At 71.9% G+C, this 12,668-nt stretch carries 11 protein-coding genes, 1 pseudogene and 1 other annotated feature; of the genes and pseudogenes, 4 read left to right on the top strand and 8 right to left on the bottom strand.

What is annotated here, in order from left to right; genetic code table 11:
- Positions 1-21: 21 nt before the first annotated feature.
- The 5 genes and pseudogenes from LGQ04_RS02250 to ku form a co-directional block, all read right to left on the bottom strand.
- Positions 22-249, bottom strand: a pseudogene (locus LGQ04_RS02250) (integrase core domain-containing protein); the annotation flags it as partial.
- A gap of 13 nt (positions 250-262) precedes the next feature.
- Positions 263-1,527, bottom strand: a protein-coding gene (locus tag LGQ04_RS02245) for an IS3 family transposase (protein WP_229241851.1) whose coding sequence is annotated in 2 segments (ribosomal slippage) — positions 263-1,236 and positions 1,236-1,527 — 1,266 coding nt in all. Because the reading frame shifts where the segments join, the coding sequence is not laid out codon by codon here.
- Positions 1,106-1,249 (bottom strand) — a sequence feature (AL1L pseudoknot). Its footprint overlaps the gene before it by 144 nt.
- A 543-nt stretch (positions 1,528-2,070) precedes the next feature.
- On the bottom strand, positions 2,071-2,502 hold the full coding sequence (locus LGQ04_RS02240) for a hypothetical protein (RefSeq protein WP_229241849.1): 432 nt from the start codon (positions 2,500-2,502) through the stop codon (positions 2,071-2,073).
- Between the two features lie 338 nt (positions 2,503-2,840).
- Positions 2,841-3,296: a VOC family protein gene (locus tag LGQ04_RS02235; protein ID WP_229241847.1), complete on the bottom strand. Its 456-nt coding sequence runs from the start codon at positions 3,294-3,296 to the stop codon at positions 2,841-2,843.
- A 99-nt stretch (positions 3,297-3,395) separates the two neighbouring features.
- Complete coding sequence (ku, locus tag LGQ04_RS02230) at positions 3,396-4,439, bottom strand: non-homologous end joining protein Ku (RefSeq protein WP_229241845.1); 1,044 nt, start codon at positions 4,437-4,439, stop codon at positions 3,396-3,398.
- A gap of 86 nt (positions 4,440-4,525) precedes the next feature.
- On the opposite strand from ku, the gene LGQ04_RS02225 reads away from it, so the two are divergent.
- Complete coding sequence (locus LGQ04_RS02225) at positions 4,526-4,855, top strand: DUF1905 domain-containing protein (protein ID WP_229241844.1); 330 nt, start codon at positions 4,526-4,528, stop codon at positions 4,853-4,855.
- 70 nt (positions 4,856-4,925) lie between these two features.
- Here the strand turns inward: LGQ04_RS02225 and LGQ04_RS02220 are convergent, their stop codons facing one another.
- Positions 4,926-5,585 (bottom strand): response regulator, encoded by a 660-nt coding sequence (locus tag LGQ04_RS02220; protein WP_229241842.1) that lies wholly within the window; start codon positions 5,583-5,585, stop codon positions 4,926-4,928.
- A complete protein-coding gene (locus tag LGQ04_RS02215; protein WP_229241841.1) occupies positions 5,582-6,814 on the bottom strand; it encodes a sensor histidine kinase in 1,233 nt (410 codons plus the stop codon). Before LGQ04_RS02215 ends, LGQ04_RS02220 begins: the two co-directional genes overlap by 4 nt.
- 155 nt (positions 6,815-6,969) lie before the next feature.
- On the opposite strand from LGQ04_RS02215, the gene LGQ04_RS17260 reads away from it, so the two are divergent.
- Positions 6,970-7,437, top strand: a complete 468-nt coding sequence (locus LGQ04_RS17260; protein WP_267493956.1) for a hypothetical protein — start codon at positions 6,970-6,972, stop codon at positions 7,435-7,437.
- Positions 7,434-8,966, top strand: a complete 1,533-nt coding sequence (locus LGQ04_RS17590) for a multicopper oxidase family protein (protein ID WP_229241839.1) — start codon at positions 7,434-7,436, stop codon at positions 8,964-8,966. Before LGQ04_RS17260 ends, LGQ04_RS17590 begins: the two co-directional genes overlap by 4 nt.
- A gap of 21 nt (positions 8,967-8,987) precedes the next feature.
- Here LGQ04_RS17590 and LGQ04_RS02195 read toward each other — a convergent pair whose 3' ends face one another.
- Complete coding sequence (locus LGQ04_RS02195) at positions 8,988-9,686, bottom strand: GTP pyrophosphokinase (RefSeq protein ID WP_229242373.1); 699 nt, start codon at positions 9,684-9,686, stop codon at positions 8,988-8,990.
- A gap of 236 nt (positions 9,687-9,922) precedes the next feature.
- On the opposite strand from LGQ04_RS02195, the gene LGQ04_RS02190 reads away from it, so the two are divergent.
- Positions 9,923-12,655 carry an ATP-dependent DNA ligase gene (locus tag LGQ04_RS02190; RefSeq protein WP_229241838.1) on the top strand — a complete coding sequence of 911 codons (2,733 nt, stop codon included), beginning with the start codon at positions 9,923-9,925 and terminating at the stop codon, positions 12,653-12,655.
- Positions 12,656-12,668 lie beyond the last annotated feature (13 nt).

Below are 12,668 nucleotides of genomic sequence, written 5' to 3'. Positions count from 1 at the left end.
GCACGATTCCGTGACAGTTGGTTAGGCAGCTTGGTCGGCGGCCTGGCTCATGATGATCTCGAACTCGATCGGGGTCAATCGTGCGAGTCGGGCCTGGCGTCGGCGACGGTGGTAGGTCCGTTCGATCCAGGTCACGATCGCGATCCGCAACTCCTCTCGGCTGGTCCACCTCTGCCGGTCCAAGACGTTGCGCTGAAGCAGGCTGAAGAAGCTCTCCATGGCGGCGTTGTCACCGGCTGATCCGACCTGTTGCGCCCCGGGTTCAGTGGAGGCTCGGAACTGACGCTTCGACGGTAGTCGCAGCGGTGTGGTGACGGTAGTAGGTGTCCTCGAGCTCGGCGGGCGGGACCATGCCGATCTCGCCGTGCAGGCGCCGATGGTTGAACCAGTCGATGTACTCCGCGGTGGCGATCTCGAGGTCGTCGATCGTCTTCCACGGCCCCTTGTTGCGTACGAGTTCGGCCTTGAACAGCGAGTTGAACGCCTCAGCGGCGGCATTGTCATACGAGTCGCCCGTCGAGCCGACCGAGGCGACCGCGCCGGCCTCGGCCAGACGCTGCGTGTACCGAATAGCGACATATTGGACTCCCTTGTCGCTATGGTGCGTCAGCCCGGTGACGTCGTGCCCGTCGCGGGTGCGGGTCCAGATCGCCATCTCCAGGGCGTCCAGCGCCAGATCGGTGCGCAGCGACTTCGACAACTGCCAGCCGACCACGCGACGGGAGAAAACGTCCGTGACGAAGGCGGCATACGCCCAGCCGGAGAACGTGCGGCAGTAGGTGATGTCGCAGACCCACAGTCGGTTCGGGGCGGTGGCGGTGAAGTCGCGCTCGACAAGGTCCGGGCGTGTGTCGGGCCCGCTGCCTTGGATCGTGGTGCGTGGCCCCTCGGCGCGGCTCATGCCCCGCAGCCCGGCCACCCGCATGAGGCGTTCGACCGTGCAGCGCGCCACCCGCTGCCCGCGGCGGCGCAGCTCGGCATGGACCTTGCGAGCCCCGTAGACCCCGTAGTTCTCCCCGTGGACCTGCTGGATCAGGGTCGTCGTGGCCGCGTCGGTGACCGACCTGCGCGACGGCGGGCGCGTCTTGGCCGCGTAGTACGTGCTCGCAGCGACCTGCATCCCTGCACCGGCAAGGACCCTGCAGATCGGCTCGACCCCGAACACCTCGCGGTGCTGGTCGATGTAGTCGACCAGCACCGCAGTACTCACTTGATCTTGCGGTCGAGCTCCGCCGCGGCGAAAAACGCTGACGCGGTCCTCAAAATCTCGTTCGCCCGCCGCAACTCGCGAACCTCACGCTCGAGCTCGGTGATCCGCGCCTGCTCCACCGTCGTGGTCCCGGGCCGCTCGCCGGCATCGACCTCGGCCTGGGTCACCCAGTTGCGCAGCGTCTCGGGGTTGATCCCGAGTTGCTCACCGACCCTGGCCAGCGCGCCCTTGCGGGTCGCAGGGTCACGACGCAGATCGACCGCCATGCGGATGGCGCGGTCCCGGAGCTCGTCCGGGTACTTCCTCGGTGCAGCCATGACTCTCATCCTTCCGTGGATTGAGAGCCTCCATCAGACCCGGGGCGCAACAAATCCGCCTCAAGCAGGCTGCCACGGAGCGGAGAGCGCTCATCGTCAAGAATCACGACGGCGACGCTGGTGCCAATCACTGGCACGTGACCTCCGGCCTTGGTCTTGTCGACGAGCACATCAGTGCCGTCCGTGAGTTTGACCAAGAGACCCCAGGGCAACTCCCGGTCTACCACGGCGGTGAACTCCCGATGCAGGTGCGCACTCATTGACCAACCCAAAATCCATTCATCGCTAGGTCGCTAAATGTGCCGAGTTGATCGGCAGGAATTGCCCACTCGGCTGCGCGCGGCTCCGCCATGCCCTTGCCAGTCTCCCGGACCGACGAGTCCGCCGACGAGGACCAGGCCCGTACTCGCCGCAACCGCGCGACCAGCACGACGAAAACACGAACGAGCGACCACCGACCACCGCTTCCCCGGCCCCGTCGCCCATCTCGAACGCGATCACATCACCGATCGTCCCGAAACCCACCAGCAGGCCCTTCACCGGTCATGCATCGGTACCGCCCAGAATTTCCCGCACCGCTAGATCTCCGCCATTGACTTCAAGACGCAGGACATCCGCTTCGAAGATAAGGTCCAAGGCAGCCATTTCCCCAACTTCATTAAACAATGGCATAAAGTTCAGCAGTCGTTTTCCAACCATTGCCAGGCCAGGTTCGCCCCTCCCGACCGACTCCTTCGTCCACGTGCCGAGGTCCCACGAGGGGTCGTCAGTGTTGATGCCAGCGTACGGGTTCCGCCATGGTCCGCCAGTGACGGCCAGAGTCCAGTCGGACTCCACGTCGAACACGAGAGTCGAACCGTCCTCCCAGGCCAGTTCAAGCGCACCTGGCATCGGTGATTCGCCGCGCCACCAAAAGACGGCGCGGTTCGCCGCCGTGCAGCGCGAGCCGACCCTGAGATGCTCATGAAGCGCCATCAGCGTGGCTGTGCGCCAGAAGCGCTCGCGACTCCCGGAACGACGAGTCCACCGACGAGAGCCAGGCTCGCACCCGCCGCAACCGCGCGAGCAGCACAACGAAAGAACAAACGAGCGACCACCGGCCACCGCTTCCTGTGCTCGGCGCCCGACGACGTCGACGAACGCAGCTTCGCCACGCGCCACACGGCGCGGGCCCTGCCCGGCTCAGACAACTCCCAGCCGACAGGTGCCCGGAAACTACAGTAATGGCCACACTCTGCACAAACACGTCCACGCGATGCCACGCCACTCAATCTCCAGCTTCCCGCCTTTACGGCAGAGACTTTCGGGCGGCCTCAGCCGGCGAACGCCTCGCGCAGCGGGCCGAGGTCGAGCTTGGCCTGGGTCATCATGACGTCGACGACGCGCTGGACCTTGGCGGCGTCGGGGTCCTGGAGCATCTTCAGGAACTCGACGGGCACGATCTGCCAGGACAGCCCGTACCTGTCCTTGAGCCACCCGCACTGCGACTCCTGGCCGCCGTCGGCGGTGAGCGCGTCCCAGTACCGGTCCACCTCGTCCTGCGACTCGCACTCGACGACGAACGACACGGCCTCGGTGAAGGGGAACTGCGGGCCGCCGTTGATGGCGTCGAACCGCTGCCCGGCGATCTCGAAGTCGGCGGACACGACGGTGCCGTCGGGCTGGCGGAGCACGTCCCCGCGCTTCACGTCGGGGAACACGGTCGCGTAGAAGTCGATCGCCTCCTCGAGGTTGTTGTCGAACCACAGGCTCGGGACGATCGCGCGCATGGTGCCTCCTCAGGGTCGCCGCGGCCCGTGCGGGCCGTCACGGGGTACGACGGCGCCCGCCCGCCGAAGTCATCGGCGCGGCACACAGGGCCGGTCGGGTCAGGCGGACTTCTTCTTGCGCGTGCTCGTCGACGAGGTCTTGCGCGTCGACGCGCTCTTCGACGTGCTCGTGGTCGAGCTCTTCGTCGAGGTGGACGTCGACCCGCTCGTGGACGCGCCGGACTTCGCCGTGCGCGTCGAGCCGGACGACCCGCCCTTGCTCGACGAGGCGCGCTTCGAGCCCGTGCCCGACCCCGACTTTGAGGAGGACGACGAAGACGACGAGGACGACGACGCCCCGCTCTTCGAGCCCTTCGTGCTCTTCGACGACGCGACGGACTTGCGCAGCGCCTCCATGAGGTCGATGACCTCGGCGCCCTCGTCGGCCTCGGCCTGCTCCCCGAACGTCTCGGACGTGTCGAGCGCGTCGCCCTGCTCGAGCTTGGCGTCGATGAGAGTGCGGAGCTGGGCCTGGTAGTCGTCCTCGTACTCGTCGGGCTCGAAGTCGGCCTCGAAGCTTGCGACGAGCTGGGAGGACATCGCGAGCTCCTTGTCGGTGATCTTGGCGGGCTCGTCGAGCGACGGGAACGCGGCCTCGCGCACCTCGTCGGCCCACAGCAGCGTCTGGACGACGAGCACGTCGTCGCGCACCCGCAGGGCGGCGAGGCGCGTGCGCTGGCGCAGCGCGAACTTCACGATCGCGGTGCGGTCGGTCTCCTCCAGCGTGCGGCGCATGAGGACGTACGCCTTGTTGGACTTGGAGTCGGGTTCGAGGTAGTAGCTGCGGTCGAGCAGGAGCGGGTCGATCTGGTCGCTCGGCACGAACTCGACGACCTCGATCTCGCGGCTGCGCTCGGCGGGCAGCGCGTCGAAGTCGTCGGACGTGAGCACGACGGTCTGCTCGCCGTCGGTGTACGCCTTGGCGATGTCCTCGTACGGCACCACCTCGCCGTCGATCTCGCACACGCGCCGGTAGCGGATCCGCCCACCGTCCTTCTCGTGCACCTGGTGCAGCGGCACGTCGTGGTCCTCCGTCGCGGAGTACACCTTGACGGGGACGTTGACGAGCCCGAACGTGATGGCGCCCTTCCAGATGGCCCTCATCCGTCCATGGTGGCGCGCCGCGCGCTCCGACGCGAGACCAATCGGGCACGGGCGCCCATGTGGGTGGTCCGGGGCACCATGATCGGGTGGGGACGACAGGGGAAGCGAGAGCGAGCGCGGGCACCCGCTACGAGTTCCGGGCGGAGCTGTGGCGTTGGGAGGCGCGCACCGACAGCTGGGTGTTCCTCGCGCTGCCGGAGGACGTGAGCGACGAGATCGCAGACCTGCCGCTGCTGCCCGCCGGCTTCGGGTCGGTCAAGGTCGAGGTCACGCTCGGCGGCTCGCGGTGGTCCACGTCGATCTTCCCCGACGCGGGCCGCAAGACGTACGTGCTGCCCGTCAAAGCGGCGGTGCGGCGCGCCGAGCGGGTCGACGTCGGGGACGTCGTCACCGTCCGCGTCACCACGGTCGGCTGAGGACCCCGGCCGCACCGCTCAGTCACACCGTTCAGTGGCACCGTCGAGTCGCGCCGTTCACCACCACCGCTCAGCCGCCCGGTCGCACCAGCCCCGTCTCGTAGGCGAGCACGACGAGCGCGGCCCGGTCCCGCGCGTCGAGCTTGGTGAGGAGCCTGCTCACGTAGGTGCGCGCCGTCGCGGGGCTGAGGTAGAGCACGCGCGCGATCTCGTCGTTCGTCAGCCCGCGGCCCACCTGTTCCAGCACCTCCCGCTCGCGCTCGGTCAGCGGCGCGAGGCGGGACTCGTCCACCGCGAGCGGCACGCCGTCCGACAGCGCGCGCATCACCGAGGCCGTGACCGTCGGGGACAGCAGCGACCCGCCGTGCGCGACGACGCGGATCGCCTCGCGCAGCGCACCCGGCGACACGTCCTTGAGCAGGTACCCCGCGGCGCCCGCGCGGATCGCCTCCAGCACGTGCTCGTCCTCGTCGAACGTCGTGAGCACGAGCACTCGCACGCCCTCCAGCGCGGGGTCGGCGACGACGGCGCGCGTCGCCTCGATCCCGTCCATGCCCGGCATGCGCACGTCCATGAGCACCACGTCGGGCCGGTGCTCGCGTACGCGCGCGAGCCCGTCGTGGCCCGACGCCGCCTCCGCCACCACCTCGACGTCGCCGTCGTGCACGGCGAGCGACCGCAGCCCGGCGCGCACGAGCTCCTGGTCGTCGACGATCACCACGCGGATCATGCGTCCAGCCTCGCGGGCAGGTCGGCCTCGACGGCGAACCCGCCGCCCGGCGCGTCGTGCGCCGCGAGCCGGCCGCCGAGCAGCGCGGCCCGCTCGACCATGCCCGCGATCCCCTGGCCCCGGCGGCCCGAGTCCGGCACGCCCGACCCCGCGCCGTCGTCCACGACCCGCAGGCGCAGCCGGCCGTCCGCGACGTGCGCCGCCACGGTCGCGCGCCGTGCACCGGCGTGGCGCAGCACGTTCGTCAACGACTCCTGGACGATCCGGAAGGCCGCGGCGTCGATCGCGCCGTCGAGCGCACCGCGCGGCACGTCGACGTCGAGCACGACGTCGAGACCGGTCGCGCGCGCGGGCCGCACGAGCGCGTCGAGCCCGGCGAGCGACGTCGCGCCGCGCGGGGCGCCGTCGGGCAGCGGTCCGCGCAGCACCTTGACCGTGGTGCGCAGCTCGCGCAGCGCCGCCGAGGTCGCGTCACCCACCTGGCCGAGCGCGGCGCGTGCGGCGGCATCGTCGGCGCCGACGGCCTCCCCCGCGACGTTCGCGTGCAGGGCCACGACGGACAGGTGGTGACCGAGGACGTCGTGCAGGTCGCGCGCGATGCGCACGCGCTCCGCCTCCAGCCGCCGGTCGGCGGCCTGCGCCTGCTCGGCCGCGGTGAGCGCGCGCACCCGCTCGGACTGCGCGCGCGCCTCGCGCGTGAGGCGTACCGCGACACCCAGCGCGATCGCCGCCGCGACCAGGGCGACGTTCGTGAGGATCTCGTACCCGTAGAGGTAGGCGAGCGGCTGGCCCTCGTCGACGCGGAAGTACGCCGCGACCCCCACGAGCACGGCCCCCGCACCCGCCGCCCACGCCGTGCGCCCGAGCTCGGCCGCCGAGTACAGCGCGGCGACCGCGGGCAGCGCCATCCCGATGACGGGCAGGCCGAGCGCGTAGTAGACGAAGATCCCCAGCACGGTAAGGACGAGGAGCGTGCGGGGCCACCGGCGGCGGATCAGCACGAGGGCGCCGAACCCCAGCGCAAACACGTACGACACCGGGCCGGACTCCCCCGGCCCGTCGAAGTCCGCGGCGATGACGACGGCGATCGCGAGCGCCATCGCGACGGCGAGGAGCGCGTCGATCAGGCGGGGGTCGACGACGCCCGGCTGCGCACCGGGCACCTCGTCCCGCACCGCTCGCCGCACCTCGTCCCGCGCCTCGTCCCGCCCCTCGCCTCCCGCCGTCATGCGGCCAGCGTACGGAGGGGCACCCCGAGCGGCATCAGCCCGTGGTCCCGGGGTGGTGTCGCCCCCGGGCGACACCCTCGGTCGCGGCGCGACGACCCCGACCGACGCCCCGGGCCCGATGTGCCGCCCACCGCTCGCCCGGCATCGTCGCCGGCATGAGCGTCGACGACCCCCTGCCCCCCGGCTACTCGCCCCACCTCTCCGGCCCCGGGCGCCCGTCCGGAGGCACGCCCGGCCCCCCGGAGCCCGACGGTCCCGACCGCGGCCCGGTCTCCTGGCCGATCGTCCTCGGGCTCGGCGCGACCGCGCTGCTGTGGCCCCTCACGGGCCTGCTCGGCGTCGACCCGGGCGCCCCGCGCGCGCTGACCCTCGTCGTGCTGACGGCCGCGCTGTGGGTCGGCGTCGTCGGGCTCGGCCGCGTCGCGCGCCCCGTGCTCACGCTGACGCTCGTCGGGCTCACCTACGGCGCGGTCGCGGCCGCCGTGTCCGCGCTCGTGGGCGTCGGCGCAGGCCGACCCGCGTGGACGGTCGCGCCCGCCCTCGCCCTGCACGCCGGGTGGGGCGCCCTCGCGGGCCTCGTCGCCGCGGCGGTCCAGCGACGCCGAGCGAGGTCGGACCGGTGACGACGCGCCAGCGAACCACGCGCCGTCGGCCCGCCCGCTCCGCGGGCCTCGCCGCACTCCTCGCCGTCGTCCTCGCCACGGGGACGACGGCGGGCTGCGCGCTCGCGCCGTCCGTCCACCCCGTCCAGGAGCAGGACTTCACGACGCCGCTCGCGATCCCGCCGCTCGCGCCGTCGCGCGTCGTCGACGGGACGCGCGTCTTCTCGCTCACCGCGCAGGAGGGCACGAGCGAGTTCCTGCCCGCTGTCGAGACCGAGACGTGGGGCTTCGACGGCCCCTACCTCGGCCCGACGCTGCGGGCGAGCCGCGGCGAGCGCGTCGCCGTCGAGGTGACGAACGACCTGACAGAGACCACGAGCGTGCACTGGCACGGGATGCACCTGCCCGCGGCGATGGACGGCGGTCCGCACCAGGAGGTCGCACCCGGCGAGACGTGGCGTTCCACCTGGGTCGTCGACCAGCCCGCGGCGACGCTCTGGTACCACCCGCACCCGCACGGCCGGACGGAGCAGCACGTGTACCGCGGGCTCGCGGGCGTCTTCCTCCTCGACGACGACGCGTCCGACGCCGCCGCCCTGCCCGGCGAGTACGGCGTGGACGACGTCCCGGTCGTCGTGCAGGACAAGGCGTTCGACGACGCGGGCCGGCTCACCACGGAGGGCGCGGGCGAGCCGGGCATCCTCGGGGACGTCGTGCTCACCAACGGCGTCGCCGGGGCCTACCACGACGTGACGACCGAGCGCGTGCGGCTGCGGCTCGTCAACGGGTCGACGGCGCGCACCTACTCCCTCGGCCTGCCCGACCGCCCCGTCGACCTCGTCGCGACCGACGGCGGCCTCCTCGACGCGCCGGTGCGCGTCGACCGGGTGCGGCTCGCGCCGGGCGAGCGGGCCGAGGTCGTCGTGACGATGTCCCCCGGCGAGACGACACGCCTGCACTCGTTCGCCCCGGACCTCGGGGGCGTCGCCGCGTCGTTCGCGATGGGCGGCAAGGAGGCGTTCGACGTGCTCGAGCTCCGCGCCGCCGACGACCTCACGCCCTCCCCCGCCCCGTCCTGGGACCCGTCGCGGCACGCGGACACCGACACGCTGCGCGCGTCCGAGGCCGTCGTCGAGCGCACCTTCGAGCTCGCCGACCGCCGGATCAACGGCCGCCGCATGGACCTCGCCCGGATCGACGAGACCGTCACCGTCGGCGACACCGAGGTGTGGACCGTGCGCAACGCCCACCCCGTGCCCCACAGCTTCCACGTCCACGACGTGCAGTTCCGCGTGCTCGACGTCGACGGCGAGCCCCCGCCCCCGGCGCTCGCCGGACGCAAGGACACCGTCTACCTCGAGCCGAGCCGCACGTACCGCCTGGTGCTGCGCTTCGACGACTACACCGACCCCGACGTGCCGTACATGTACCACTGCCACATGCTCCGGCACGAGGACGAGGGCATGATGGGCCAGCTCGTCGTCGTGGCGCCCGGCGAGACCGCGGGAACCGTCCCCGACCCGGTCGAGCACGGGCACGGGCACGGCTGACGGCCGTCGCCCGGATCGCGGTCAGCCGTCGTGGCGGCGCTCGTGGAACGCCTCGTCCGCGACCTGCACGGTCCGCATGAAGCTCTCCACCATCTCCCGCGGCGACATCAGCGCGTCCGTCGTCTCGACCGGCTCCGCACCGCCGTCGAGCTCACGGACCTCGTCGTGGATGCGCTCCATCGTCGTGTCGAGCGTCGCCGCGACGTCGGCCGCGAGCTTCAGCGCGTCCGTGAGGTGCTGCGGCACCTCGCGCTCGTACTTGTAGTAGATCTTGTGCTCGAGGCTCGCCCAGAAGTCCATCGCGATCGTGCGGAGCTGGATCTCCACCACGACGTCCTCGACCCGGTCCGACAGGAACACCGGCACCTTCACGATGAGGTGCAGGCTCTTGTACCCGTTGCCCTTCGGGTGCGCGATGTAGTCGCGCTCCTCCAGGACCGTGAGGTCCCGCTGGCCCACCAGCATGTCGCGCACCCGGTAGATGTCCGAGACGAAGCTGCACGTCACGCGCACGCCCGCGACGTCGAACATGCTCTCCCGCACCCCCTCCGGGGTGAGGGGGATCCCCTTGCGCTGCGCCTTCGAGAAGATCGAGTCGATCGTCTTCAGCCGCGACCCCAGGTGCTCGATCGGGTTGTAGTCGTGGATGTGACGGAACTCGTCGCGCAGCACCGTGATCTTGGTCATCACCTCGTCGATGCCGAACTTGTACGTCATCATCAGGCGCCGGAACTCCCGCACCCGCGGACGGATCTCCGCGCGGCTCTCCCCCGAGGGCGGCACGTCGTCGGTCGTCAGGTGCGTCACGAGGTTCCTCTCGCCTCCGGTCCGGGCCCGGTCCGGGCCCCGGGCGGCCCGACCCCCGGACCACCACTCCTCCAGTGTGCACGGTCGGACCGGCCGGAAAGTTCCCGCCCTCCGCGCGCCGGACCGGCGAACCTGACCGACGATGGACCATGGCCACCGGGACGGCGGCCGGCCAGACCGTGGACGTCGACGGCCACCGCCTCAAGCTCACCAACCTCGACAAGGTGCTCTACCCCGCGACGGGAACCACCAAGGCCGACGTGCTCGCCTACCTCGCCGCCGTCGCCGACGTCATGCTCCCCCACTGCGCGAACCGGCCCGCGACGCGCAAGCGCTGGCCCGACGGGGTCGACGGCCAGGTGTTCTTCCAGAAGAACGCCGGGCAGGGCGTCCCCTCGTGGGTGCGCACCCGCCGCATCCAGCACAAGAGCAGCGCCAACGACTACGTCCTCGTCAACGACCTCGCGACGCTCACGTGGCTCGGGCAGACCGCGTCCCTCGAGCTGCACGTCCCGCAGTGGCAGTTCGGCCGCACCGGCGTCCACCTCGACCCCGACCGCCTCGTCCTCGACCTCGACCCCGGTCCCGGCGCCGGGCTGCCCGAGTGCGCCGAGGTCGCGCGGCACGCCCGCCGCATCCTCCAGGGCATGGGCCTCGACCCCCTGCCCGTGACCAGCGGGTCCAAGGGCATCCACCTGTACGCCGCGCTCGACGGCACGCAGGACGCCGCCGCGGTCTCCGCCGTCGCGCACGAGCTCGCCCGCTACCTCGAGGCCGAGCACCCCGACCTCGTCGTCAGCGACATGAAGAAGTCCCTGCGGGGCGGCAAGGTGCTCGTCGACTGGAGCCAGAACAACGGCAACAAGACCACCATCGCGCCCTACTCGCTGCGCGGCCGCGAGCGCCCCACCGTCGCCGCGCCCCGCACGTGGGACGAGCTCGACGACCCCGACCTGCGTCACCTGGAGACGGACGAGGTCGTCGAACGCGTCCGCACCCTCGGCGACCCCCTCGCCGCCCTCACCGCCGGGCACCTGTCCGCGCTCGAACCGACACCCGCCCGCATGGCCACCTTCGACCGACTCGCCACCTACCGCTCCATGCGCGACGCCACGAAGACCCCCGAACCGGTCCCCGCCGACGCGCCCCCCACCAGCGAGGGCATGAGCTTCGTCATCCAGGAGCACCACGCCCGCCGCCTGCACTGGGACTTCCGCCTCGAGCACGACGGCGTCCTCGTCAGCTGGGCGCTGCCGCGCGGCGAGCCCACCGACCCCAAGAAGAACCACCTCGCCGTCCAGACCGAGGACCACCCCCTCGCCTACGGCTCGTTCGAGGGCACCATCCCGAAGGGCGAGTACGGCGCCGGCGACGTGACGATCTGGGACGCCGGCACGTACGAGCTCGAGAAGTGGCGCGACGGCGAGGAGGTCATCGTCACCCTCCACGGCGAGCAGCACGGCACCCGCCGCCTCGCCCTCATCCACACCGGCGGCCGGGGCGGTGACGCCGAGAACAACTGGCTGATCCACCTCATGGCGCCGCGGGGCGGGTCGGGTTCGGCACAGGGAGACTCGGCGCAGGGGAAGGGCCGGGACGCGGAGGACGGGGAGGGGGCGCCGGGTCTACCCTCCGCGGCGCGCGGTGGGCCGGAGACGGTGGGGGGCCGACGCGCGTCGGGTCGTGGCGGGTCTGGCGGGAGCGGCGAGGAACGAGCCGCGGATGGTAGACCCGGCGCGCGCCGGCCCCCCACCACCCGAGCCAGCCACGACATCGACATCGACACCGACACCGACACCGACACCGACACCGACACCGACACCGACCAAGGCTCCGGCACCACGCACGAGCCGCCGCGCGCGCGGACGGACTGGCGGCCGATGCTCGCGTCGCCGGGTCGGCCGTCGGACTTCGTGGCGGCCGGGGACGCGTGGGCGTTCGAGATGAAGTGGGACGGGTTCCGGTCGCTCGTCGAGGTGTCCGGGGGCGGGGTGCGGCTGGTGAGCCGGTCGGGCAAGGACATGACGGTGACGTACCCGGAGCTGCAGGCGGTCGCGGAGCAGGTGCCGGCTGACGCGCTGCCGCTCGTGCTCGACGGCGAGATCGTGGCCCTGGACGCGCGGGGCAGGCCGAGCTTCCGCCGGTTGCAGCACCGGGCGAACATCGCCAAGCCGGGTGACGTCGCGGTCGCGCGCCGGCGCGTCTCGGTGGACCTCATGGTGTTCGACGTGCTGGAGACGGCGGGGCGCTCGCTCGCGAAGCGTCCCTACGACGAGCGGCGCGCGGTGCTGGAGGACCTGCTCGCGGACGCGCGGGCGCCGTTGCACGTCCCGCCGGTCTTCGACGGCGACCTGGACGCCGCGATGTCCACGTCGAGGTCGCTGGACCTGGAGGGCGTGGTCGCGAAGCGGCGGGACAGCACGTACGTCGTGGGGCGGCGGTCGCAGCAGTGGCTCAAGCTCAAGCACGCGCGGTCGCAGGAGGTCGTGGTCGTGGGGTGGCGGCCGGGGCACGGCGACCGCACCCACCTCATGGGGTCGCTGCTGCTGGCGGTGCCCGACGGCGACCGGCTCGTCTACGTGGGGCGCGTCGGCTCCGGCTTCACGGACGCCGAGCGTCGTGGGCTCGTGGCCGAGCTGGGCCGGATCGGGCGGACGACGCCGGCGGCGGTGGGGGTGCCGCGCGAGGACGCGGCCGACGCGCGGTGGGTGTCGCCGCGTCGCGTCGCGGAGGTGGTGTACGGCGAGTGGACCGGGCAGTCCGCCGGGGACGACGGCGACCCGGACGACACCCCGCTCGGCAAGCTCCGGCACCCGGTGTGGAAGGGGTGGCGGCGCGACAAGTCGCCGGAGGACGTCGTCGTGGAGCATCCTCGGGTCTGATCCTGCCCGCGTC

It is taken from the genome of Cellulosimicrobium marinum (genome assembly GCF_020551945.1).
Lineage (GTDB): Bacteria > Actinomycetota > Actinomycetes > Actinomycetales > Cellulomonadaceae > Cellulosimicrobium > Cellulosimicrobium marinum.
The sequence above is the reverse complement of the archived record's forward strand: the minus strand, read 5'-3'. Positions and strand labels throughout refer to the sequence as shown.

Excerpts from the sequence above, each read along its gene's own strand:
- LGQ04_RS02215 (WP_229241841.1), bottom strand. The coding sequence starts at position 6,814 with ATGACGGCGGGAGGCGAGGGGCGGGACGAGGCGCGGGACGAGGTGCGG.
- LGQ04_RS02190 (WP_229241838.1), top strand. The coding sequence starts at position 9,923 with ATGGCCACCGGGACGGCGGCCGGCCAGACCGTGGACGTCGACGGCCAC.
- LGQ04_RS02235 (WP_229241847.1), bottom strand. The coding sequence starts at position 3,296 with ATGCGCGCGATCGTCCCGAGCCTGTGGTTCGACAACAACCTCGAGGAG.
- ku (WP_229241845.1), bottom strand. The coding sequence starts at position 4,439 with ATGAGGGCCATCTGGAAGGGCGCCATCACGTTCGGGCTCGTCAACGTC.
- LGQ04_RS02240 (WP_229241849.1), bottom strand. The coding sequence starts at position 2,502 with ATGGCGCTTCATGAGCATCTCAGGGTCGGCTCGCGCTGCACGGCGGCG.
- LGQ04_RS02220 (WP_229241842.1), bottom strand. The coding sequence starts at position 5,585 with ATGATCCGCGTGGTGATCGTCGACGACCAGGAGCTCGTGCGCGCCGGG.
- LGQ04_RS17260 (WP_267493956.1), top strand. The coding sequence starts at position 6,970 with ATGAGCGTCGACGACCCCCTGCCCCCCGGCTACTCGCCCCACCTCTCC.
- LGQ04_RS02195 (WP_229242373.1), bottom strand. The coding sequence starts at position 9,686 with ATGATGACGTACAAGTTCGGCATCGACGAGGTGATGACCAAGATCACG.